Here is a 23,750-nt window from a genome sequence, read left to right as displayed (position 1 = left end):
TCTTGTTGGGGGCTTGGGCTGGCGGGGTCAACCGGGGGGGGCGCCCCGGGCGAGCGGGGGAATAGCGCGCGGGGCCCGCCGCGATCGCCGGTCTGGTTCGCGCGGGAGATGGGGAACCGCGCTCCGGACCTGACGATGACTGCCTTTCGCGTCAAAGCTTGTCGCGTTTAGGCGTGATGTATTGCGATTACATAATGGTGTGAGACTATGGCCAAAATGGTTCTTGCGGCAAGTGAATTTTTCCGCGATTGGTGCGCGGAACTGGTGGAGCGGTCATGACGGGCAACAAGATCAACGCTCTTCTCGCGTTGCATAGCGGGGGGCGTTTCCTGGTCGGGCACGATCGGATCATGCTGCTCGAAAAGGTCGCGGAGCTGGGCAGCATCGCCAAGGCGGCGAAAACGACGGGCTTCAGCTACAAAACGGCGTGGGATTCGGTCAACGCCGTGAATAACCTGCTGCCGACTCCGGCTTTCATCACCCGTCCGGGCGGGCGGTCCGGCGGCGGCGCGGAGGTGACGGAAGAAGGCCGGCGGCTCCTCGCCACCTTCCATCGGCTGGAAGAAAAGCTGTCGCTGATCTCCAACATCATCGCGGAAGAGGGGCTTGGGGGGCAGGAGGAAGCCTTCCTCTGGGCGCTCGGCGCGCGCATTTCCGCCCGCAACGTCTTCCAGACTGAGGTGGTGCAGGTCAAACGCTGGCCTGTGGATGTGGAAGTCACGCTGAAATTCGCCGACGACCGCAAAATGCTGGCCATCGTCACCAATGAATCCGCCGACGATCTCGATCTGACGCCGGGACGGAAGGTGCTGGCTCTGGTCAAATCCTCCTTCATTCGCCTGTTCTCGCCGGAATACGCGCCGGAGGGCGGCCGCAACGCTTTTGTCGGCGAAGTGGCGGAGCGCATCGACGCCGAGCGCAACAGCGAGATCCGGCTCGACATCGGCCTCGGCAAGACCTTGCACGCCGTGGTTCCGCGGCAGACGGCGGAAGACCTCGGACTTCAGGTCGGCGCCAAGGCCGCCGCGACCTTCGATCCGACCCAGGTCATTCTGGCCGTCAATTGACCCGCCCGGCGGACCAGTCATGAACGGCGCAGCGGATCGCCCTTTGGCGCGGCGCAATCCGCTGCGGCATGGGCTGGCGGCTTGGGGGCCGGGCCTGCTGGTTATGCTCGCCGATACCGACGCAGGCAATGTCGTCGCCGCCGCGCAGGCTGGCGCGCAATGGAATTTCCGCATGCTGCCGTTGGTTCTCGCGCTGATCCCGGCCCTTTATCTCGTGCAGGAGCTCGCCGCGCGGCTTGGCCTGTTCACGGGCGAGGGTTTCGGCGCTTTGGTGCGGGCGCGTTTCGGCAAGAGAGCCGCAGTGCTGGCGCTCGCCGGGCTGGCGCTGGCGACATTCGGAACGCTGGTCACCGAATTCACCGGAGTCGCGGGAATTGGCGAGCTTTACGGGGTATCGCGTGACGTCACGCTGCCTGTCGCGGGCCTCGCTTTGCTGGCGGTCGCGGCGACCGCCGCCTATCGTCGCGCGGAGCAGGCCGCTCTCGCTTTCGGCCTGTTCGAATGCGCTTTCCTCATTGTCGCCTGGAAGGCGCGGCCTCATCCCGCCGCGATGATGCGCGACTTTTTCCACGCGCCGCTGGGCGACCGCGGCTTTCTGTTCCTGGCCGCCGCCATCGTCGGCTCGACCTTCAATCCCTGGATGGTGTTCTATCAGCAGGCGGCGACCGCGCGTCGCGCCATGCAGCCCGACGATCTGCCCGCCATTCGCGCCGATACCGCGATTGGGGCGATCGTGACGCAGGTTCTGACCGGCGCCGTGCTGGTCGCCGCCGCCGCCGCTCTCCATGCCGGCGATCGCGTCCGGGGCCTCGCCAGCATTGGCGAAATCGGCGAGGCGCTGGCCGGGGCTCTGGGGCGCGACAATGCGCTGCTCGTCTTCAGCATCGGCGTGGCGGGGGCCTCCTTTGCGGCGGCCATTGTCGCTTCGCTGGCCTTATCCTGGGGTGTGGCCGAGGTCTTTCCGGCTTCGAGCGGCGCGCGGCGCTTTCTCGTGCTTTACGGCTCCGGCCTCTGCGGGGCGGCGGCGCTGGTGTATTTCGCGCAGGATCTGGTTTGGCTGAATATCGCGGCGCAAGCCGCCAATGCGCTGCTGTTCCCGCTGGTCGTCGGGCTGCTGGTCGCCCTGACAGCCAGGGTTCTGGCGCCGCCAGTGCGCCAGCGCGGAGCGCGACATGCGATCATGATCGTTCTGGCGGCGAGCGTCGGCCTCATCGGCCTGATCGGCTCCGCCGCCGCATTCTTTTGAGGTTGCGATGGTCAAATCCGGCAATCTTTTTGCCAAGCTGCCCACCTCCAGCGCGGAGGAGGAATTCACGAATTTACTGACGCTGCCGGGAGCGCGCGTCGAGCGGATCGTCTCCACGGGGCAGGCCAGTCCGGAGGGCTATTGGTACGATCAGGCCTGGACGGAATGGGTGGTCGTCTTGTCTGGCTCGGCCGCGCTTCTCATGGAAGGCGAGGATAGCCCCCGCATCCTCCGGCTCGGCGACTATGTCGAGATCCCGCCGCATGTCCGGCATCGTGTCGAATGGACGGAGGCGGGCGCGCCGACCGTCTGGCTCGCCCTGCATGGCGCGTGACGCCGTCGATCATGTTTCACGCGGTCTCGGCGCTGGCGTCAACGCGCCGGCCGCGTCGCGGGCGAGCTTGCGGCGCCAGTTGGGGCGTTCGCGGTCGGTTCCGGGAAGATTGACGCCGGTCGTTTCGCCAAGAAGGTCGTCGATCTGAAACAGGACCAGAGCGGCGTCGGCCTTGGCGATAAAAGCGTGGATCGCCGCAATGAGCGCGGGTTCGGAATCGTCCGGCTCGAGACCTTCCGCCGCGAGCGCCTTCCGCAGGCGGGCCTCGTCGTCGCGGCGCCGCATGCGTTCGCTTTCGGCGGCCTCGGGCGAGATGAGGCCGAGCGCGGCTTTCTCCTCGATATCGGCGCCTCGCCGCCAGCCAGCTAGCGTCGGCAGATCGTGGGTCGAGGCGCAGGCCAGCGCCTTGCGGGGATAAGCCGAGGGCGGCGCGAAGTCTTCGCCGTGACACTCGAAAAACAGCACGCGATAGCTCAGCACATTGGCCGCCGCCATTTTCTCGCGAAAGCCATTCGGCACCGTGCCCAGATCCTCGCCAATGACGACGCATCGTGCGCGAAGACTTTCCAGCGCCAGTTCGCCGAGCAGATCGTCGAGCGGGTAAGACAGATAGGCGCCGTCCAGCGCGGGCGCGCCGTCGGGGACGACGAACAGCCGCTCCAGCGCCATGACATGGTCGATGCGCAGCGCGCCGGCATGGCGCATATTGGCGCGCAAGAGGGCGCTGAAGGCTTCATAGCCCGTGCGCGCCAACGCCAGTGGATTGGGCGGCGGCAGGTTCCAGACCTGCCCGCCTTCGGCGAAAGGATCGGGCGGAGCGCCGACCGAGACGCCTTGCATGAACAGGTCGCCTTCCGCCAGAACTTCGCCGCCGTCCGGCGCGGCCCCCACCGCGAGATCGCGAAACAGGCCGAGAGCGAGCCCGGCGGCCTTGCCGCGCGCGGCGGCGCGCGCCAGCTGGCGGTCGCACAGCCATTGCTCGAAACAGATCGCGCGAAGCTCCTTGGCATGGTCGTGGGCGAAGGCTTCAAGTTCGCTCGACCGCTGCCGTGGGACTCCACGCCGGGCCAAGTCTCCACGCCGGGCCATGGCTTCGAAAGCCGCGAACAGACGCAGCCGCGCGTCGCCCTCCGCGATAAATGCCTCGAAATCGCGCGCCGGGGCGAAGCCGGGATCGGCCGCCGCCTTTTGTTCGAAGTCCGAAAAATGCGCGGCGAGCGCGCGGGCCTTCAGCGCCCAGACGGCCGGATAATCCACCGCGCTGGTCTGCGCGAGAGCCTCGGCTTGCGTGCGCGTTTCCACGTCGAGCGGGCAGGGCACGCCGGTTGTCTCCGCGAGCGCGTCGAGGTCGAGACTGATCGGATCGAGGAAATTGCGGTCGCTGGGATGATAGGGGCTGGCGCGCTCGCGATCCTGCGTGAAGAGCGCGTGGAGCGGATTGATTCCGAGCGTCGCGTAACCCGCGCGCCCGGCGGCCTCGGCGAGTTCGGCAAGCGTGGTGAAATCGCCAATGCCCTGATCGCCGTCGCGGCGCAGGCTGTAAAGCTGGGCGCTGATCCCGGCGACGCCGGCGTCGAGCGCTTCGGGCCAGTAACAGGCGCGCGGCGCGACGGTCAGATGGCAAAACGTGGCGGGATCGCCGGCGAGCGAGAGCTTGTAGCGGCCGATGGGGAGCGGCGGCAGGATCGCGATTTGCGCGATGAAAGTTACGCCGTCGCAGGCGCGCTTTTCTTCGCGGCGAAAGCCCTCCGGCGCGACGATCCGCCGCGCGCCGCTCTCGTCCACGATTTCCAGTTCCGCAGGCGCGTCGATGGCGAGAGGCGCCTCGATCTTGTCGCCCTCGCGGACGACGAGCGCATGGAGCAGCACGCGGCGGTCGCGCTCGCTGGCGAGGCGTTTCAGGCTGGCGCGGGCCTCGCGCTGCGTCACCGCGCCGAGGCCCATGGCTTTCAACAAAGCACGCTTGGTCGAATCTGGCACGACATGCCGCGTACCGCCGATATCGTGCCAATTGGGCGCCAATCCCGCCGCCCGCGCGAGCGCATCGAGCGTCTCCCGTTCTGGCGTCTCGTCAAGTCGCGCGGCGTCCTCTTCCGGCGTCTCGACCAGAACCAGCGACGCGCGCGGCGCGACGACCAAGACCTCGCCGCAATCGAAACAGGCGCCGTCCGCCGCGCCGTCCTCGGCTTGCGTATCAAGCGCCCGGCGCCAGAGAAATTTTTCGCGCGCCTGCGGCAGACGGAATTGCGCCACCTCCCGCCCCGCGTTGAATAGCACGCCCGCGCGAGAGCCTTCGGCATGGAAAAACCCCGCCAGAAAACGGCGCTCGCTTTCCTGCCATTGCCCTTCGCGCAAGATCTCACCATCGGAGCCGCGCCATTCGACATCGGCGAGACCGCCGTCCTGCGGCGCGCCAGTCAGGAAGCGATCCTGCGTGAAGGCCGGGGTCGATTTGCGTAAGGCGATCAGGGCGCGCGCGCAGGCGACCAGCCGCGCGTCGGCCTTTGCCCAGTCGAGCCAGGCGGTGGCGTTATCCTGCGCATAGGCGTTGTTGTTGCCGTGCTGGGTCTGGCCAAGCTCCGCGCCCATGGACAGCATGGGCGTCCCACGCGCGAGCAATAGCAGCGTCAGGAGATTGCGCTGGTCGCACCGCCGCGCCGCGCATATGGCTTCATCCGCCGTGTCGCCCTCGGCGCCATTGTTCCAGGAATGGTTGGCGTCGGTCCCGTCGCGATTGTCCTCGCCATTGGCCTCATTGTGCTTGCGCTCGTAGGAGACCAGATCGGCGAGGGTGAAGCCGTCATGGGCGGTGACGAAATTGATTCCGCGCGAGGGCGGTTTTCGGTTCTGGAAAACATCCGCCGAGCCGGCGAGCCGCGTCGCCAACGCGCCAATCATGCCCGCGTCGCCACGCCAGAATTTTCGCGCCGTGTCGCGGAAATTGTCGTTCCATTCGCCCCAGCCCGCCGGGAAGCGCCCGATCTGATAGCCGCCGGGCCCGATGTCCCAGGGTTCGGCGATCAGTTTCAACTCACGCAAAACAGGGTCCTGCGCAATGGCCGCGAGCAAAGGCGCGTGGGGGTCGAACCCCTCCGCGCGGCGGGCGAGCGTCGTGGCGAGGTCGAAACGGAAGCCGTCGACCCCACCGTAAAGCGCCCAGGCGCGCAGCGCGTCCATCGCATAGCGCAGGGTCGCGGGATGATCGAGCCGCAGGATGTTGCCGCAGCCGGCATCGTCGATGTAGCGGGCGCGGTCGGCCGGGTCGAGGCGGTAGGAAACCTCGTTATCCAGCCCGCGCAGGCAGAGCGTCGGGCCGTCCTTGTCGCTCTCGCCGCTATGGTTGAGCACGACGTCGATCAGCACTTCGAGGCCGGCCGCCTGCAGCGCGGCGACGCTCTCGCGGACTTCGCGCCAGGCGCCCGGCGCCAGGCGCGGCTCGGGCGCCATCAGCGCGACTGGATTGTAGCCCCAGTAATTGGTCAGGCCCGCGGCCTGCAAATGACGCTCGTCGATCCATGCCGCGCAGGGCATGATTTCAAGCGTTGTCACGCCGAGCAATTTGAGATGCGCGATCGCCACCGGGTGGGCCAGGCCCGCGAAGGTTCCGCGCACGGCTTCGGGCAGGCTTTCGAGTGTGCGGGTGAAACCGCGCACATGCAGTTCGTAGATAATGGTTTCGGGCCACGGAATTTTGCGCCGCTTCGGCGTGGCCAATTGCGGCGCGGCTGCGACGGCCTTGGGCGCGAAGGGGCCGCTGTCCAAAGGCGAAGATGCGAAAAAGCTTTGGTGCAGCTTGATCGGGCCATCGAGCGCCAACGCATGCGGGTCGAGCAGCAGCTTGTTCGGGTCGAAGCGCAGGCCTTCGCCGGGGCGCCATGGGCCATGCGCGCGAAAGCCGTAACGCGCGCCTTCTCTCAGGCCGGGGACGAAGCCATGAAAGACGGGGCCTGTGCGTTCAGGCAGCGCGAGGCGCGAGATTTCTCGTGCGCCGCTTGCGTCGAAAAGGCAAAGCTCGATCTTCTCCGCCGTCTTGGAATAAACCGCGACATTGGCGCCGCCTTCGGGCAGCGTCAGGCCCAGAGGTTCCGGCGAGCCGGGTAGCATGCGCCAATTCAAGCGCGGGCGTCCTGCGCGATCTCTCGAAAGATATGCGCATAATGACGGGCCGGCTGGGTCCAGCTCACATCGGTCTTCATGCCATTGCTTTGGAGCTTCTTCCAAAGGGCCTTGTCGGCGTGGAGCGCATTGCATTTGCGCAGCGCGCCAGCCAGCGCGTCGGCGGAAACCGGCGAAAATTGCAGGCCGGTGGCGCAATTGGCCAGCACCGCCATTTCATTGGCGTCGATGATCGTGTCGGCGAGGCCGCCAACGCGCGCGACCACCGGCACGGCGCCATAGCGCATGGCGCAAAGCTGGGTCAGGCCACAGGGCTCGAAGCGCGAGGGTACGAGAATGGCGTCGGCGCCGGCCTGGATGAGATGGGCGAGGCGCTCTTCATAGCCGAAATGGACTCCGACCCGCCCCGGATGGTTCTGCGCCGCGTCCTGAAAGGCGGCCTCCAATGCGGGATCGCCGCTTCCGAGCAGCGCGAGCTGGGCGTTGCATTCAGCCAACACGGGCAGGCAGTCGAGCAGCAGGTCCAGGCCTTTCTGCCACGACAGGCGGCTGACGACGCCGACCAGCAGACGGTTCGCCTCATGGGCCAGTCCGAGCCGCGATTGCAGGGCTTTCTTGTTGTCCGCGCGGATGGCGAGCTTTTTCGCCGAATAAAGCGTGGCGATCATCGGGTCGGTTTCCGGGTTCCAGACCTCGGTATCGATGCCGTTGAGAATGCCTGACAACTCGCCGTCGCGCCCGCGCAACAGGCCGTCGAGGCCCATGCCGGACGGACCTTGCTGGATTTCCTCCGCATAGGTCGGCGAGACCGTGGTGATGCGGTCGGCGAGTTGCAGCCCCGCCTTGAGGAAGCCGACGCCGCCGTAATATTCGACCCCTTCGATGGAAAAGGCCTGCGGCGGCAGGCCAAGCGCGGGGAAAATTTCCGCCGGGAATTGTCCCTGGAAGGCGAGATTATGCACGGTCATCACCGTGCCCGGACGCGGCAGGCCGCTGTAATGCAGATAAGCGGCGGTCAGGCCCGCCTGCCAGTCGTGGGAATGGACGACCTGCGGCGCGAAGCCCGCAACGAGTCCCTGGCCAAGAGCCGCGCCAGTCTTGGCGAGCGCGGCGAAGCGAAAGGCGTTGTCGGGGAAATCGCGTCCATCCGGCCCGGCATAGGGGCCGCCGTCGCGGTCATAGAGATGCGGCGCGTCGAGGACGAAAAGATCGAGCGCGCCGACCCGCCCGGCCAGCAGGCGCGCTGGGCCGCCGAACAGGTCCTCGAACTTGGCGACCGTCTCCGCTTTTTTCAGCGCGGCGAGGACGGGGCGATAACCGGGACAGAGCGTGCGCATCGCCACATTCTCCGCCAGAAGCGCGCCGGGCAGCGCGCCCGCGACGTCGGCAAGGCCGCCAGTCTTGACCAGCGGAAAGATTTCGGAGGCGACCGAAAGCGCGGAGATGCTTTTCATGATGGGAGCCGGTCGATCATGGGTTGGGTGACGAGGCACACGCCGGCCTCGGTGCGGCGGAAACGGGCGGCGTCGAGTTCGGGGTCTTCGCCGATCACGAGACCCTCGGGGATGCGCACGCCATGATCGACGACGACCTTGGTGAGCCGGGCCCCTCGTCCGATGTCCACGTCGGGCAGCACCACGGCGCTCTCGACCTGGGCGTAGGAATTGACGCGGACGCGGCTGAACATCAGCGAATTACGCAGGGTCGAGCCGGAAACGATGCAGCCGCCCGAGACCAGCGACGAAACGGCGTGGCCGCGCCGCCCATCAATGTCATGGACGAATTTCGCCGGGGCGGTGAGTTCGGAATAGGTCCAGATTGGCCAGTCGCGGTCGAAAATATCCAGCTCCGGCTCAATCTGCGTCAGGTCGATATTGGCGGACCAATAGGCGTCCACCGTGCCGACATCGCGCCAATAGGGGGCGACTTCCATGGTCGAGCGCACGCAGGACGAGGAGAAATGATGGGCGCAGGCTTTGCCATGCTTGACGATATAGGGGATCAGGTCCTTGCCGAAGTCATGGCTGGAAAGTCCATTGGCGGCGTCCTGGCGCAGGAGATCGAACAGGAATTTCGTCTCGAAGACATAGATGCCCATGCTGGCGAGGCAGCGGTCCGGCTTGCCCGGCATGGCGGGCGGGTCTTTCGGCTTTTCGAGGAAGGAAATGATTTGGTTGTTCTCGTCGATCCCCATCACGCCGAAGCCGGTCGCCTCCTCGCGGGAGACTTCGAGACAGCCCACGGTCACGTCGGCGCATTGGTCGACATGTTGCTGGAGCATCAGCTCATAGTCCATTTTATAGATATGGTCGCCGGCGAGAATGACGATGAAGCGCGGCTCGTAGTCCAGAATGATATCGGCGTTCTGATAGACCGCGTCGGCGGTGCCGACATACCACATGTTTTCGGAAATGCGCTGCGAGGCGGGCAGCAGGTCGAAGCTCTCGTTGCGCTCGGGGCGCAGGAAGGTCCAGGCGCGCTGCAAATGGCGGATCAGGCTGTGCGCCTTGTATTGCGTCGCGACCGCGATGCGGCGGATGCCGGAATTGAGCGCATTGGACAAAGCGAAATCGACGATGCGCGCCTTGCCGCCGAAATAGACGGCGGGCTTGGCGCGGCGGTCTGTCAACTCCATCAGGCGCGAGCCGCGTCCACCCGCGAGCACGAAGGCCAGCGCGTGGCGAGCCAGGGGGGCGTTGGCGGACGGGGGTTTCGATAGCGGAACATTGAAGGATTTCCTCGTCATCGGGCGTGTTCCTCCAGCGCCTTCTTCGCGGCGGGTTCTTCCTTGTAATCCGGGCTTGGCCCGCCCGCGTCAATCTGGATCAAGTCTCAAGCTTAGCATCCGGTTCATAGAGCAGGTAAATCGCGCCAAGCGGCGGCGCCATCACGCGCGCCGACGCCGGTTGGCCGTTGTGCGGTTCGGCCACGGCTTCGACCGCGCCGAGATTGCCCAGTCCGCCGCCGCCATAGATCTGCGCGTCGGTGTTGAGGATTTCGCGCCAGCGGCCCGGCGCGGGCAGGCCGATGCGATAATCCGGGCGCGGTACGGGCGTGAAATTGACCAGGATCGCCACGGCAGGGTCATCGTGACCGCCGCGCCGAAGCCAGGCGAAGACGGAGGCATCGGAATCGTCCACGACCAGCCATTGGAAGCCTTCCGCCTCGCAATCGCGGGCGTGGAGAGCGGCATGCTTGCGATAGAGATGGTTGAGGTCGCGCACCAGCAGGCTCAGTCCGGCATGGGGCGGGTATTGCAGCAGATCCCAGTCAAGCGAACGGTCCTCGCTCCATTCGCGGGTCTGGCCGAAGTCCTGGCCCATGAACAAAAGCTTCTTGCCGGGATGCGCCCACATGAAGGCGAAATAGGCGCGGGCGTTGGCGAATTTCCGCCATTCGTCGCCGGGCATCTTGCCGATCAGCGAGCCTTTGCCATGTACGACTTCATCATGGGAAATCGGCAGCACGAAATTCTCGGCGAAGGCGTAGAGCAGGCCGAAGGTCAGGCGGTCATGGCTCCAGCGGCGGAAAATTGGATCCTGCGCTATATAGCGCAGGGTGTCGTTCATCCAGCCCATGTTCCATTTGAAGCCGAAGCCAAGCCCGCCGGCATGAACCGGCTGGGACACGCCCGGCCAGGAGGTCGATTCCTCCGCGATCATCAAGGTGCCGGGATAGCGCTCATAGACCAGCGTATTGACCTTCTGCAGGAAGGCGATGGCTTCCAGATTTTCCTTTCCGCCATGGACGTTGGGCGACCACTCGCCCTCTTTGCGCGAATAATCGAGGTAGAGCATGGAGGCGACGGCGTCCACGCGCAACCCGTCGATATGAAACTGCTCGAACCAGTAGAGCGCATTGACGGCGAGGAAATTGGCGACCTCGCTGCGGCCGAAATCATAGATCGCCGTGTTCCAGTCCGGCTGGAAACCTCGCTGCGGATCGGCGTGTTCATAGAGCGGCCCGCCGTCGAACCAGGCGAGGCCATGCTCGTCCGTCGGGAAATGCGCCGGCACCCAGTCGAGGATCACGCCGAGCCCTTCGGCATGGGCGCGATCGACGAAACGCTTGAAGCCCTCGGCCTCGCCGAAGCGCGAGGTCGGCGCGAACAGGCCGATCGGCTGATAGCCCCAGGAAGCGTCGAGCGGATGCTCGGAGACGGGCAGCAATTCGAGATGGGTGAAGCCCTGCTCCCGCGCATAGGGGATAAGGCTGTCCGCCAGTTCGTCATAGGTCGGGAAGCGATTGCCCTCGCCTCGGCGCCATGATCCGAGATGAACCTCGTAGATCGACAGGGGCGCGCGGCGCGGATCGCTCTTGCCGCGCGCGGCGAGAAAGGCGGCGTCGGTCCAGCGGAAGGCTTTTGTGCTTGCGACGACGGAGGCGGTGGAAGGGCGCAATTGCGCTTCCTGTCCGAAGGGATCGGCCTTGAGCGGCAAGACCGCGCTGGAGGCGGGCAGGATTTCATATTTGTAGAGCGCGCCTTCGGCGGCGCCGGGCAGGAAGATTTCCCAAAGCCCGCTGTCGATACGCTTGCGCATGGGATGGCGGCGCCCGTCCCATTGGTTGAATTCGCCCACCACCGAGACGCGCTTGGCATGCGGCGCCCAGACCGAGAAATGCACGCCCTCGACGCCTTCATGCGTCATGTGGTGCGCGCCGAGACGCCGGTAAAGCTCCAGATGGGCGCCTTCGACCAGCAGATGGTCATCCATTTCGCCGAGGATCGGGCCGAAGCGGTAGGGGTCGTCCCAGTCCCAGCTCCCGGCCTCGCCTTCCGCAAGGAAACGATAGGCGAAAGGCGGGCGGCGGGCGACAAAGCCCTCGAAAAAGCCCTCTCCGCCGCGCGCTTCCAGCGCCGCCTGCTCGCCGTCCGCGAAAAGGGCGGTCAGACGTCGCGCGCCGGGCGCGAAGGCGCGCAGCGCGGCGCCGCCGGGGCAGGCGTGCGGTCCCAGCACGGAGAAAGGGTTGGGGTGCCGTCCGGCGACGATGGCTTCGACGTCGGCGTCCGGCGCCCAGTTCGGGCGAATGGTCATGTTCGGCGCACCGGAACCTTCCAGATTTCTTCCGCATATTCGGCAATGGCGCGATCCGACGAGAACCAGCCGGTGCGGGCGGTGTTGAGGATGGCCGAGCGCCACCACGTCTTGCGGTCGCGCCAGCGCCGCCCGACCGCCGCCTGGGCGGCGTAATAGGCGTCGAAATCGGCGGTCACGAGGAAATAGTCGTGATAGGTCAGCATATCGACCAGCGCGGCGTAGCGGTTGCGGTCATCCGGCGAGAAGGCGCCGTCGGCGATGGATTCCAGCACCTCGCGCAGCACCGGCGAGGCGGCGATGGTCTCCTGCGCGTCATTGCCCTGAGCGCGCCGGGCGGCTACCTCCTCGGCGGTGAGGCCGAAGATGAAGATATTGTCGTCGCCCACGCGCTCCTTGATCTCGACATTGGCGCCGTCGAGCGTGCCGATGGTCAGGGCGCCGTTGAGCGCCATTTTCATGTTGCCGGTGCCGGAAGCCTCCATGCCCGCCGTTGAAATCTGCTCCGACAGATCGGCGGCCGGAATGATCACCTCGGCCAGGCTGACATTGTAATTGGGCAGGAACACCACCTTCAGCAGATCGCGCACCGTGGGGTCGTTATTGACCACGCGCGCCACGTCATTGGCGAGCTTGATGATCAGCTTGGCCATATGATAGCTCGCGGCGGCCTTGCCCGCGAAGATTTTCACCCTAGGCACAAAGTCGCGCATGGGTTGCGCACGGATCTCGTTATAGAGCGCAATCGTCTCCAGAATATTCAACAATTGCCGCTTGTATTCGTGGATGCGCTTGATCTGAACGTCGAACAGGGCGCTCGGGTCGACCTTGATCAGCATCCGATCGGCGATGAGATTGGCCAGGGCCCCCTTGTTGGCCTGCCGCGCGGAGGAATAGCGCGCCTGGAAATCGAGATCGGAGGCGAGCGGCTCCAGTTTTTCCAGCTCGGACGCATCGTCGTAGAAGCCCTTGCCAATTGTCTCTTCGAGCAGCCGCGTCAGATGCGGATTGGCCTCGAACAGCCAGCGCCGGAAGGTGACGCCATTGGTCTTGTTGACGATGCGGTCGGGGAAAATCTCGTGCAGGTCGCGGAACACCGTTTCCTTGACGAGTTCGGAATGCAGCGCCGAAACGCCATTGACCTTGTGCGAGCCGAGGAATGCGAGATGGCCCATGCGGACATGGCGGCCATTGTGCTCGTCGATCACCGACAAGGCCGAAAGCTTGCCCGGATCGTTCACGCCATCGGCGCGCAGATTGTCGAGATGGCGGGCGTTGATGAGATAGATGATCTGCATGTGGCGCGGCAGCAGCCGCTCCATCAGTGGCGCCGGCCAGGTTTCGAGCGCCTCCGGCAAGAGCGTGTGGTTGGTGTAGGAGAAAGTCGCCTGCGTGATCTCCCAGGCGCGGTCCCATTCCAGCCCGTAAACGTCCACCAGCAGGCGCATCAATTCGGCGACGCCGATGGCCGGATGGGTGTCGTTGAGCTGGATGGCGACCTTGTCGGCGAGGGTGTCGATGTCGCCATTCTGCTTCAGATGACGCCGGATGAGGTCCTGCAGCGAGGCCGAGGCGAAAAAATATTCCTGCCGCAAGCGAAGTTCTTGGCCGGCGGGCGTCGAATCGCTCGGATAAAGGATCTTGGAAATGGATTCCGCGCGTACCTGATCGGCGAGCGCGCCGACATAATCGCCCTGATTGAAGACATCGAGCCGCAGCGGGTCCTGGGCGCGCGCCGACCATAGCCGCAACGTATTGACCTGAACGCCGCGCCAGCCGACCACCGGCGTGTCATAGGCCACGGCGACGACCGTTTCAGACGGCCGCCAGACCTGCGTGGGCGTTCCATGCGGACGCGGCGTGCTGTCCACCACGCCGCCGAAGCCGATATTATAGTTCACCTCGGGACGGGGAAACTCCCACGGATTGCCGAAATCGAGCCAGTCCTCGGGAAATTCATGCTGCCAGCCGTCGCTGATGGTCTGGCGGAACAGGCCATGATCGTAGCGAATGCCATAGCCATGCGCGGCGATGGACAAGGTGGCCATGCTCTCCATGAAACAGGCGGCGAGGCGCCCGAGGCCTCCATTGCCCAGCGCGGCGTCGGGCTCGACATTGCGCAACTTGTCGAGGTCGATGTCGAGCCCTGCGAGGGCCGCGCGCATCGGCTCGACGAGGCCGAGATTGGTGAGCGAATCCATCAGCAGGCGGCCGATGAGGAACTCCAGCGAGAGATAATAGACGCGGCGGCGATTCTCGCGATAGGCCTCGCGCACGGAGCGCATCCAGTCGTTGACGATGCGGTCGCGCGTCGCCAGCGCCACGGCGATGAACCAGTCGCGCTCGCTGGCCGTGTTGCGATCCTTGCCGACGGAATAATTCAGCTTCTCCAACACGGCGTCGCGCAATTGAATGATTTCGGCCGCGCGCCCGTCGGCGGAGGCGTCGATTTCAGGGTCTTGTCCTTGCACGGCGGGAGAGGCGAGTTCGTTCATGGGCGAAAAATTCCAATTGGCGGCGCCGCTAAGGGCGCATTTTTCTGCTGGGTGAGGATTAGACGGCTTTCTTCCCCGAAGATCAAACAGAAGCCAGTCTTGCGCCTCCGTCAAGAATAGGTGGGCGGCAAAAGAAAAGGCGGCTTCGCCTGAGCGAAGCCGCCTGAATTCATATTGAAATTCAGCCGGTTCAGCGGCAGACGCGGACGCCGCCGCGGTAATGGCAGCGCGGCGCCACGACGACAGGCCGGGGGGCGACCACGACAGGGCGGGGCGCCACGACGACGGGGCCGCGGGGAGCGACGACGGCGCCGCGCGGGCCGGCGCAACCGGCGCGATAGACGCCGCGGGCGCAGACGACGGCGTTGGCCGCGGAGACGTCGGCGACGATCATGCCGAGGGCGAAGAGGCCGAGAAGCACTTTTTTCATGGTCGTTTCCTTTATCTTGACGCGCCGTCCTCGGTCGGACGAGCGGGAGCGCAGCGCGAATCTGGCGCGCCAGCTTGCACCATGGGCGCGCCGTGCGACACCAGAATTACGCGCGCGCAAGCATTTATGAGGCTGACGAAAGGTCAATTTACGGCGTCTTGCCCGCCGAGGTCATTTCGTTGCAGGCTGGGCGATTCCGGCCTGTTTCTCGATCAGCGCGGCGAATTTGCCGGTCCAGCCGACCGGCGGAAGGTGGCTCAGGGCCAGATCGCATTTCGCGCGCAAGGCGGGGCCGTCGTAGGAGCGCTGGTCGAAGCCCGGCGCGTGCGGATCGTCGTGGGACCAGAACAGGGTCTGGGCGAGATTGTTCAGCTCCAGGATGACGACCTCGCGGCCGTCTGGCCCCCGCAACTCCAGCACGAAGCCGCAATGGTCGCTCAGATAAGTTTTCAGCGCGCGGCACGGCGCGCCGAGCGCGGCTGCGGCGCTTTGCGCCTTGCGGGCGCCGATCAGCCGCGCCCGCGTGGCGAAGGGCAGATAGGAGCGCCAGAACGCGCGGCGCGCCGCCAGCACGGAGGCGTCGTCCGTGCGCAAGTCGTCAACGATGCGGAAGGAGGTTTCGAGCGTCTCCTCGACCAGCCATTTCTCGGCCTGCGCGAGAGCCGCTTCCGGCACATCGCGCCAGTCGTCCAGCCCCGCGCGCGGATCGCCCGCGATGCGGAAACAGAGTTTGAGCGCGCGGGCGATGGCGTCCACGTCGCCGCGCGCGGCCGCCCAACTGATCAGGCCGGAAATGAAGGCGATTTTCGCCCGCGTTCGCGCCGCCGCCGGACCTCCGGCGGCGAGCAGGCCAGCCGGCTCGAAGAAATCCAGCAACAGCCCGGCGGCGTCCCATTGCGTTTGCGCCCCGCTCTGGGACTCGTGCAGGGCATAGGCTTCCGCAACGGCGACGAGAAAGCCGGAATGTTGCAGGATCGTCCGGGTCTGGGCGTTGCGCGCGGCCTCATGCAGAAAGGCGGGGTCGCCCGAGGCCAACGCCTCTGCGGCGCGAGAAACGGCCTCCGAGCCGCGCCACAGGCTCCAGACGCGCGCGAATTCGCCGAACCTGCCCCATAGCAGGTCCTGACGGCCGGAGAGCCACTCCTGCGTCAGTCCGGCGGCGACATTGTCCGGGTCGAAATGGCGCAATAGCGCGATGCAGACGCGCGTTTCGGCTATGCGCGGCTTCCAATCCGTCTCCGCCCAGCGCAGCCAGTTTTCAATGTCGGAAACGCCCGCGATCCACGGCGCGCGCGGACGCCAGAACAGTTCGAGCGTCGCCTTCTTTTCCGCGAAATCCAGCGTGGCGAGATCGCCCCGGCTCGCGGCCAATTTGCGCGCCGCGCGGTCGATCAGGGAATCCGGCGCGCCGGGCGCGGCGCGTCCCGGGCCGTGGCGCTCTTCGAGTTCGCCAGCGAGGCGCGTCAGCCGCGAGCGCCGGAGCGGAGAAAGAAGCGGCGACGAGTTCTGGCCCTGGCCCTGGCCCGGGCTATTTTCCTCCGGCATCGAGCTTGTCCAGCCGCTGGTTCAGGTCGCGCAGGGCTCGTTCGACCTGATCGCGATTGACCGCCATGATCAGCCTGACTTCGATGCGGCGGTCCGTCTCCATCACCGCCTTGTCATTGCGCTGCTTCTCGCTCAACCCGTCGATCACAGGCCGAGTGTCGGCATAGCCGCTGACGCCCAGCAGGCTCTTGCCTTCCGCGTTTTTCAGATTGGGCACGCGCGGATCTGAATCCCGAGCGATGCGATAGGCCTCGATGGCGCGGGCGGCGGAAAGGTCCCAATTGTCGCGGAAGCGATCGGCCCCGCCGCGCAATGGGGCCGCGTCGGTATGGCCCTCGACATAGACGGCGTTGAGCAGGCTGCCTTGCGACTGCGGCGGGCAGGCGGCGGGCGCGCCGGGCAGGAAGCAGAGCACCACATCGGCCAGCGCCACGCCCAATAGGCGGATGACGTCGCGGCCGTGTGGCGTCGGGTCGGCCTGGGCGGATTCGAACAGGTTTCCCGTCGGCAGACGCAACACGCCGCTGCGGAAATCGGCCTCGACATTGACGCCCTGCGCCGCCAGCCGGTCTTTGAGCATTTGCAGGATTTTGGTGCGCGTGGCGTCGGCTTCGGCGAGACGGTCGAGTAGGGGGACGACGCCTTCCGTCTTGACGAAGGAGACGAATTCGGAAAGTTGCGCGGCGCGCTTTTTGAGGGCGTCGCGTTCGATCTTGACCTGCGCCAGCTCCTGCGCGGTCTGGTCGTAAAGCGGGCGCGGCACCGCGTCTTCCATCATCACCAGCGACAAGGCCAGCACCATGATGATGAAGATGAAGACAACGCCGACCATGAGATCGGCGACGGGCGCGAAGACGTCCTTCTTTTCCTCTTCCTCGATCTTGTGAACGCGGGAGGCGAACATCAGCGCGCCTCCGCCGCCTTTTTGGCCTCGCGATTATCGACGATGTCGCCGATGTCGATCAGCGCGGCTTCGAGGCTGCCGATGGAGCGCGCGATTTCATTGTCATAGGTTTCGATACATTGCGAAATTTCGCGGCCGAGCGACTGTACGCCGCCGGTCAGTTCGTTGAGCGTGCGGGCGACGGCCTGCTCCACATTGCGGAAGTTGTCGGCCTGCGAGCCAAGGCTCTTGTTGGCCTGCAATGCGGCGCGGCGGAAATTATCGACCACCGTGCGACCCGCGTCGGACATGACGCGGATATGCTCGGCCGCGCCGGAGAAATTATCCATGGCGCCATGCAGCGAGGCGGTGGCCGCCGACAGCGGCGCCGCGGCGCTGGCGACGGAGCCGGCGGCCCCGGCCAGCGATTCGGACGCTCCGGAAACGATCGCGCCGGCCTTTTCCAGCCGCGCATTCTGGGCGTCCATGCCCAGGGCGACTTCGGCGAGCTTGAGCGACAGGCCGCGCGCGGAATCGGCGAAACGCTCGACTGTCCTGGTCATCATTTCCGCCGAGTTTTCCGCTGCGCCGGACAGGATTTTTGCGCCCTGCGCCGCGCCGGAGGCAAGCGCGTCCTGGCTGTCGCGCAATTGCGCGCCAGACGCCTCGCTCGCTTGCATCAGCCGCTCTGCAGCCAGCGACAGCGAGCGGGAAATCTCCTCCACCCGCGCGGAGAAAAGATCGGCGCCGCCCCGGCTGGCCTGGGTCGCGGCGGCGGCGACGCTATCCAGCGCGGTCTGGACCTTTTGGCCGATGTCGCGCGAGGATTGCTCCGAGGCGTCGGCGAGAGCATGGGGCATGGCGAGAATCTTGGCCTCGAACGACGCCAAAGTCGCGGCCAGCGATGACTGGCCCTGTTCGAAGCCGGCGCTCATTTTCCGCGCGGCTTCGGTAAGGGCCGCCGCCGAGCGGCCGATTTCGTCGCCGAAGCCGCCTTCGGTCGCCTTGATCTTGTCCGGGAGCGTATCGAAGGCCGCGAGCGAATGGGTCATTTGCGAGCCGAAGGCGGCGATATGGCTGGCGATCTGATCGCCCGAAGCCGAAATCTGCTCGATCCGTCCGGCCGCCTCGCCGAAACGCGCCATGGCGTCGCGGAAGGTTAGGGTGGCGGTGGTCAGCGGCGCGGCGGCGCCTTCCATCGCGCCCGCCGCGAGCGCTAGATTGTTCGAGGCGCCTGAGACGATTTCGCCCGCCTTGTCGAGGCGTTCGTTATGCGCGCCAAGCGCCTGTTCGGTCTGGTCGAGCCGCGTCGAGAGCTTGCCGACGGCGGCGGCGAAAGCCTCGACCATGCGGGTTAGCCGCGCGGCCGATTCCTCGCCAGACGCGTTGACGGCCTGCATGCCCTCGGTCATTTGCGCGCGGGATTCGACGCCCGCCTGGGCCAGCGACGAAGCGGCGGCGGCGAGGGCGGCGGCGACGCTTTCGACGCGCGCGGTGATCTGTTCGCTATTGGTGCGGCTGGCCTCTTCGGTCACCTGCGCGGCGCTGTCGAGAGTCGCAAGCAAGGCGGCGCCGGCTTCGCGGGTGCTTTGCTCGGCGGCCGAAGCGATGGCGGGGGCGATGCCGGCGATCTTGCCTTCGAAAGCGGCGAGGGTTGCGGCGAGGCGATCCTGCGCCTGCTCCATTTGCGTGGCCATCCGGGACGCCGATTGCGACAGTTCGCCGGCGCCGCGTCCGATCTCGTCGCCGAAGCCCGTTTGCGTCGCCTTGACCGTCTCGGAAAGCGTTTCGAATGACGCCAGCGAATGCGACATATGCGCGCCATAGGCCGCGATATGGCTGGCGATCTGGTCGCCCGAGGCGGAAACGACCTCGATGCGGCGCGCCGCTTCGCCCAAGCCGATCATCGCCTCGCGGAAGGTGTGGGTGGCCTCGGTCAGGGGCGCGGCGGCGCCTTCCATCGCGCCGGCGGCGTTAACCAGTTCGCTGGAGGCGCCCGCGACAATCTCGCCGGATTTGTCGAGGCGCTCGTTATGGAGGCCGAGCGCCTGTTCGGTCTGGTCGAGGCGCGTGGCGAGACGGCTGACGGCGGAGGCGAAGGCCTCGACCATGCGGGTCAGCCGTGCGGCGGATTCCTCGCCGGAGGCCGAGACCAGTTTCGCGCCCTCGGCCATTTGCGTGCGGGAATCAGCGCCCGCCTGCGTCAAGGCCGAAGCCGCCGAGGCGAGGGCGGCGGCGACGTTCTCGATGCGCGCCGACATTTTCTCGGCATTGGCGCGGCTGGAGTCTTCCGCCGCCTGATTGGCGTTCTCGAGCGTCTGGCGCAAGGCGGCGCCCAAGTCGCGGGCGCCTTGTTCGGAGGTTGCGGCGAAGGTGGCCGGCAGGCCAGCGATCTTCGTCTCGAAGGCGGCGAGCGTCGCGGCCATGCGGTCCTGGCTCTGCTCCATCAGCGCGGCCATCCGCCCCGCCGACTGGGTCAGCTGGTCGGCGCCGCGTCCGATCTCGCCGCCAAATCCGGTTTCGACCTCGGCGAATTTGCGCGGCATGGAATCGAGCGCGGCTAGCAGCGCGCCCATTTGCGCGCCGAAGGAATCGAGGTGGCGGCCGATGCCGTCCTGCCAGAGATTTCCGAAGGTCGCGCCAGCGCTCTCGGCCACCCCGGCATTGGCCTCGCCGACACGCGCGCTCATGGCGGCGATTTCGTCGCGCAAAGGCGTGAAGGCCGAAGCCGCGCCATCCGCCAAAGTCTCCGACATTTTGGAAAAGGCGGCGTCGAGACGCGCCGACAGATTTTCGGCCAGCGCGCCGAACTGGGCGTTCTGCGCCTCGGCGAGTCGTAACTGCCGGCGCAGAATCATTTCCGGCGCGACATAGGTCGAAAGCGCGCGGATCTCCTGCAGCAGGTCTTCCTCGGCGACCGTCTGGGCGGAGGATTGCTGGCGCGCGACCACGCTCCAGAAAATATAGGCCAGGATGCCGGCGATCGAGGTGATGAACTTCACCGAGCTGACGGCGAGAATGCCTTCGACCGCGCGCTTGAGTTGCTCGGGGGAAAGGGAATCATGCCCCGCGCCGCCGCCGCCAAGTTGCAGCAGGGCCGCTGAAAGGCCGACGAAGGTGAAGAACAGGCCGACGGTCAGGAACACGCCGGCAAGCGTCGAGGACCATTTCGGATAGGAATGGCCGGGCAAATGGACGAGGGCGAAGAAATCCGCCGGGTCGGAATAGCTTACGGCCTTGCCATGCTCGAATTCGACGCTGGAGCGGTAGCGCCGCCAAGCGGGGGCGAGGTCGTCGCCTTCGAACAGAGAGTCGGCCTGGGCGAACAATTCCTCGGGCGCGTGATTCCCGCCGCGCAGGGCGCGCAGGGCGCGGGAAAGGCGGCGGAGGCGTCCGACGAAGCGGCGCTCCGCCGGAACCAGCGCCAGCAGCCAGATCAGCAGCGCCGCGCCGAGGATGCCCAGCGCGATGCCGACCGCGAGCGGGCGCCCCGAGAACAGGGCGATGGGCGTCAAGATGAAGTCGGCGAAACCATCCATTGACTTATCCCGGCCGTCCCAAGCGTCTCAAATCAGGTCCCGCAGCGCTCGAAATCGTGGCGGGAATGGGCCGCCGGCGCAAAAGCCGGCGGCGCAAAGTCCAATCAGCCGACGGACTTGATGGTCTTTTCGATCTGGCCCTTCAGCGGCTCGGCAGCTTCCTTGGAGATCTTCTGCGCCAGAGCGGTGAGGTCCTTGGCCTGCTCCGTCAGGGCCTTGAACTGCTTTTCGGCAAAGGCCGACTGCAGCGGAGCGAGTTCGCCCGGGCTCTTCACGGAGGCGAGCGAGGACAGGAAGTCGAGCGTCGAATAGGTGTTGGCCTGGAGGGCTTCGAAGGCCTTGGCGTTGAACTCGGAGAGGCCCTGGGCGACGACGGAGGCGCTGGCGTTGAGCGTGCCGGCGGCTTCCTTGGCGGAGGCGTTGAGCTTCTCGAAAGCTTCGCGGGTCTGGGTCACGCCCTTTTCGGCGATCTCGCGGACATTGGCGCCGGAAAGATTGAACAGCTCGGCGGGGTTCTTGATCGGGTCGTTCGACATATTTGGGCTCCTCATGGACGATTTGTGCGAAAACGTCCTTAAGCGAGGACGCGATTCATGACTTTCGGCCTCGCGGAGCGCATCCTAAGGGAACGGTCGACGCGCTGCAACAAAATTGTGCAGTGCAGCAAAACAGCTAAGCTGAAGTCCTCGCCAAGTTCTGAGCCCGCCAAGGCTTTCAGCGCGCAAACCAGCGAATGGTTTCAATCACTGCGATCGCGAGGCCAACCGCCAACGCGCCAGCGGCGGCGCGCCAGAGCCAGGTCCGCTGGTTGTCGCTCAGGCGCGGCCCGAGCGCGGCGGGGGCAAGATAGAGCAGCAGCGCCACGAGGGCGAGGGTTTGCATGGTGCGATCCATCGGACTCTCCGGCGCTGCTTTGCCGCAACCTTACGGCAACCCGTTTTCGAGATGCCGCATATCCTCTTCCGCCTCTTCGGCGCTTTCGAAAATATGCGCCTCGACCCCGCGATTTTCTAGCGCTTCGCCGAGCTTCATGCGCAGGAAGCCACTGGTGGTGTAGCGCGAGACGCCGGAATAAAATTGGTCCATCAGGCCGCGCACCATTGCGGAATAGGAATCCAGCAGTTCCGGCACGATGGAGAAATTGTCGTAATTGACGATGGCGTAGACGCGGCGGCCGAGCGGGGCCAACTTCTGCTCAACCATGCGGCGGATGTCGTCAATGTCCTTCTGGCTGCGGAGGGCGTAATGCTCGAGATTGACGAAGAACAGGTCCTGCTCGTCGTCGAAGGTCAGGCGCTGATCGAGCGGCACGTCAAGCAGGTACGAGCGCAGGTCCATCGGCCCTTCCTGGAAGATCCGCGAGTCCATCAGGATCGGATCGCGCGGGATTAGCGGTTTGAAATCCATATGGGCAAGAATGTCGCGTTCAAGATCGACGCCAGGTGCGATTTCGGTCAGCTCCAGCCCGTCGGGTCGCAGGGCGAAGACGCAACGCTCGGTGATATACAGGACGCTTTTGCCCGATTTCGCCGCCTCCGTCCCGCTGAAGGTGACATGCTCCACGGCGTCGACGAACTTGCGCGCGCGCGCTTCAAGAATAATGTGCAGCTTGCCGTCGCGCGCCTCGACCTGCTGCTTGCCGGCGCCGAAGGTGCCGACGAAGATGACGCGCTTGGCGTTCTGGCTGATATTGATGAAGCCGCCGGCGCCGGCGAGCTTCGGCCCGAACTTGCTGACGTTCAGATTGCCATGGCGGTCGACCTGGGCGAGGCCCAGAAACGCCGCGTCGAGACCGCCGCCGTCGTAGAAATCGAACTGGTAGGGCTGGTCGATCACGGCCTGGGTATTGGTGGCGCAGCCGAAATCGATGCCGCTGGCGGGGATGCCGCCGATCACCCCCGGCTCGGCCGTGAGGGTGATGAGGTCGATGATCTTTTCCTCATTAGCCACGGCGGCGATGCCCTCGGGCATGCCGATGCCGAGATTGACCACGCTATTGGCTTTCAGCTCGAAAGCGGCGCGACGCGCGATGATCTTGCGCTCGCTCATCGCCATCGGGGGCACGGAGCCGGCGCGCGCGCGGATCTCGCTGGCGAAGGCGGGGCTGTATTGGGTGCCGAAGGTCTGCCAATGGTTTTCGGGCCTGGCGACGACGACGCAATCGACCAGCACGCCTGGCACCTTGACCTGGCGCGGATTGAGGCTGCCGCTTTCGGCCACGCGTTCGACTTGCGCGATGACGATGCCGCCCGAATTATGCGCCGCCATGGCGATGGCCAACGCCTCCAGCGTCAGCGCCTCCTTTTCCATGGTGAGGTTGCCGTCGGCGTCGCCGGTGGTGGCGCGGATGATGCCGACATGGATCGGGAAGGTCTTGTAGAGAAGGTAATCCTCGCCGTGGAGGGTGAGGCGCTCGACGATATCCTCCGTGGTGCGGGCGTTGAGCTTGCCGCCGCCATGAATCGGATCGACGAAAGTGCCCATGCCAACGCGGGTGATATGGACCGGGCGATGGGCGGCGATGTCGCGGAACAAATGGGTGATGACGCCCTGCGGAAGGTTATAGGCCTCGATGCGGTTGCCGATGGCCAGCTCCTGCAATTTCGGCGCGAGCCCCCAATGGCCGCCGATGACCCGCTTCAGCAGGCCCTCATGGGCGAAATGATTGAGGCCCTTGCTTTTGCCGTCGCCCTGGCCCGCCGCATAGACGAGCGTCAATTCGCCGAGCCGGCCCTGTGAATAGGGCTGCTCGCTCTCGCAGCTCAGGAAATGTTCCTCCAGCGCGAGGGCGATTTCCTCGGCGAAGCCGATGCCGACGAAGCCTCCGGTCGCGACGGTGTCGCCATGGCGGATGAGGCGCACGGCTTCCTGCGCGCTGACGATCTTCCCCTTCTCCGCGGAGCGGAGATAGGGCAGCGCGGGATGATTTGGCATGGACGTGCTCCCGAATTTTTGTTCTCGGCTCACGATGCGTTCGCCCTTGGGGCGTCGGGCCGGATTGACTTAGCCTAAACCAATTTCGCGCATTCGCCTTCCCGGATTTCGCGATTTGAGAACAA

General features: G+C 65.7%; 15 protein-coding genes. 3 read left to right on the top strand and 12 right to left on the bottom strand.

From position 1 onward, the window contains the following. Window positions 1-275 precede the first annotated feature (275 nt). From QZ409_RS07945 to QZ409_RS07935, 3 genes are read left to right on the top strand one after another with little or no spacing between them, the layout of a single operon-like run. Window positions 276-1,067: a TOBE domain-containing protein gene (locus QZ409_RS07945; RefSeq protein WP_296709091.1), complete on the top strand. Its 792-nt coding sequence runs from the start codon at window positions 276-278 to the stop codon at window positions 1,065-1,067. 19 nt (window positions 1,068-1,086) lie between these two features. Continuing rightward, on the top strand, window positions 1,087-2,313 hold the full coding sequence (locus tag QZ409_RS07940; RefSeq protein WP_296709084.1) for a divalent metal cation transporter: 1,227 nt from the start codon (window positions 1,087-1,089) through the stop codon (window positions 2,311-2,313). A 7-nt stretch (window positions 2,314-2,320) separates the two neighbouring features. Then, window positions 2,321-2,647, top strand: a complete 327-nt coding sequence (locus QZ409_RS07935) for a cupin domain-containing protein (protein WP_296709081.1) — start codon at window positions 2,321-2,323, stop codon at window positions 2,645-2,647. Window positions 2,648-2,656: 9 nt separating this feature from the next. Here the strand turns inward: QZ409_RS07935 and glgX are convergent, their stop codons facing one another. From glgX to QZ409_RS07875, 12 genes are all read right to left on the bottom strand, one after another. Next, complete coding sequence (gene glgX, locus QZ409_RS07930) at window positions 2,657-6,763, bottom strand: glycogen debranching protein GlgX (RefSeq protein WP_296709078.1); 4,107 nt, start codon at window positions 6,761-6,763, stop codon at window positions 2,657-2,659. After that, window positions 6,760-8,217 (bottom strand): glycogen synthase GlgA, encoded by a 1,458-nt coding sequence (gene glgA, locus QZ409_RS07925; RefSeq protein WP_296709072.1) that lies wholly within the window; start codon window positions 8,215-8,217, stop codon window positions 6,760-6,762. The genes glgX and glgA overlap by 4 nt, the downstream gene beginning before the upstream one ends. Beyond that, window positions 8,214-9,509, bottom strand: a complete 1,296-nt coding sequence (gene glgC / locus QZ409_RS07920) for a glucose-1-phosphate adenylyltransferase (protein WP_296709069.1) — start codon at window positions 9,507-9,509, stop codon at window positions 8,214-8,216. Before glgC ends, glgA begins: the two co-directional genes overlap by 4 nt. A gap of 79 nt (window positions 9,510-9,588) precedes the next feature. Next, window positions 9,589-11,799, bottom strand: a complete 2,211-nt coding sequence (glgB, locus tag QZ409_RS07915; protein ID WP_296709066.1) for a 1,4-alpha-glucan branching protein GlgB — start codon at window positions 11,797-11,799, stop codon at window positions 9,589-9,591. Continuing rightward, the gene (locus tag QZ409_RS07910; RefSeq protein ID WP_296709061.1) at window positions 11,796-14,294 is read right to left on the bottom strand and encodes a glycogen/starch/alpha-glucan phosphorylase; all 2,499 of its coding nucleotides are present in this window, start codon (window positions 14,292-14,294) and stop codon (window positions 11,796-11,798) included. Before QZ409_RS07910 ends, glgB begins: the two co-directional genes overlap by 4 nt. Before the next feature lie 190 nt (window positions 14,295-14,484). After that, window positions 14,485-14,724: a hypothetical protein gene (locus tag QZ409_RS07905; RefSeq protein ID WP_296709054.1), complete on the bottom strand. Its 240-nt coding sequence runs from the start codon at window positions 14,722-14,724 to the stop codon at window positions 14,485-14,487. A gap of 171 nt (window positions 14,725-14,895) precedes the next feature. Next, complete coding sequence (locus tag QZ409_RS07900; RefSeq protein WP_296709050.1) at window positions 14,896-16,269, bottom strand: EH signature domain-containing protein; 1,374 nt, start codon at window positions 16,267-16,269, stop codon at window positions 14,896-14,898. Next, a complete protein-coding gene (locus tag QZ409_RS07895) occupies window positions 16,253-17,173 on the bottom strand; it encodes a hypothetical protein (RefSeq protein WP_296709047.1) in 921 nt (306 codons plus the stop codon). The genes QZ409_RS07900 and QZ409_RS07895 overlap by 17 nt, the downstream gene beginning before the upstream one ends. Next, window positions 17,173-20,691, bottom strand: a complete 3,519-nt coding sequence (locus QZ409_RS07890; protein WP_296709044.1) for a hypothetical protein — start codon at window positions 20,689-20,691, stop codon at window positions 17,173-17,175. Before QZ409_RS07890 ends, QZ409_RS07895 begins: the two co-directional genes overlap by 1 nt. 104 nt (window positions 20,692-20,795) lie before the next feature. Beyond that, on the bottom strand, window positions 20,796-21,227 hold the full coding sequence (gene phaP / locus QZ409_RS07885; protein WP_296709039.1) for a TIGR01841 family phasin: 432 nt from the start codon (window positions 21,225-21,227) through the stop codon (window positions 20,796-20,798). Between the two features lie 178 nt (window positions 21,228-21,405). Beyond that, window positions 21,406-21,585 (bottom strand): hypothetical protein, encoded by a 180-nt coding sequence (locus QZ409_RS07880; RefSeq protein ID WP_296709036.1) that lies wholly within the window; start codon window positions 21,583-21,585, stop codon window positions 21,406-21,408. A gap of 30 nt (window positions 21,586-21,615) precedes the next feature. After that, a complete protein-coding gene (locus tag QZ409_RS07875; protein WP_296709032.1) occupies window positions 21,616-23,625 on the bottom strand; it encodes an acyl CoA:acetate/3-ketoacid CoA transferase in 2,010 nt (669 codons plus the stop codon). Window positions 23,626-23,750: the final 125 nt, after the last annotated feature.

This window comes from Rhodoblastus sp., assembly GCF_019449565.1.
GTDB lineage: Bacteria > Pseudomonadota > Alphaproteobacteria > Rhizobiales > Beijerinckiaceae > Rhodoblastus.
The sequence above is the reverse complement of the archived record's forward strand: the minus strand, read 5'-3'. Positions and strand labels throughout refer to the sequence as shown.

Coding starts and splice junctions, on each gene's coding strand:
- phaP (WP_296709039.1), bottom strand. CDS start 21,227: ATGTCGAACGACCCGATCAAGAACCCCGCCGAGCTGTTCAATCTTTCC.
- QZ409_RS07945 (WP_296709091.1), top strand. CDS start 276: ATGACGGGCAACAAGATCAACGCTCTTCTCGCGTTGCATAGCGGGGGG.
- QZ409_RS07895 (WP_296709047.1), bottom strand. CDS start 17,173: ATGTTCGCCTCCCGCGTTCACAAGATCGAGGAAGAGGAAAAGAAGGAC.
- QZ409_RS07935 (WP_296709081.1), top strand. CDS start 2,321: ATGGTCAAATCCGGCAATCTTTTTGCCAAGCTGCCCACCTCCAGCGCG.
- QZ409_RS07940 (WP_296709084.1), top strand. CDS start 1,087: ATGAACGGCGCAGCGGATCGCCCTTTGGCGCGGCGCAATCCGCTGCGG.
- QZ409_RS07905 (WP_296709054.1), bottom strand. CDS start 14,724: ATGAAAAAAGTGCTTCTCGGCCTCTTCGCCCTCGGCATGATCGTCGCC.
- QZ409_RS07875 (WP_296709032.1), bottom strand. CDS start 23,625: ATGCCAAATCATCCCGCGCTGCCCTATCTCCGCTCCGCGGAGAAGGGG.
- glgC (WP_296709069.1), bottom strand. CDS start 9,509: ATGACGAGGAAATCCTTCAATGTTCCGCTATCGAAACCCCCGTCCGCC.
- QZ409_RS07910 (WP_296709061.1), bottom strand. CDS start 14,294: ATGAACGAACTCGCCTCTCCCGCCGTGCAAGGACAAGACCCTGAAATC.
- QZ409_RS07880 (WP_296709036.1), bottom strand. CDS start 21,585: ATGGATCGCACCATGCAAACCCTCGCCCTCGTGGCGCTGCTGCTCTAT.
- QZ409_RS07900 (WP_296709050.1), bottom strand. CDS start 16,269: ATGCCGGAGGAAAATAGCCCGGGCCAGGGCCAGGGCCAGAACTCGTCG.
- glgB (WP_296709066.1), bottom strand. CDS start 11,799: ATGACCATTCGCCCGAACTGGGCGCCGGACGCCGACGTCGAAGCCATC.
- glgA (WP_296709072.1), bottom strand. CDS start 8,217: ATGAAAAGCATCTCCGCGCTTTCGGTCGCCTCCGAAATCTTTCCGCTG.
- QZ409_RS07890 (WP_296709044.1), bottom strand. CDS start 20,691: ATGGATGGTTTCGCCGACTTCATCTTGACGCCCATCGCCCTGTTCTCG.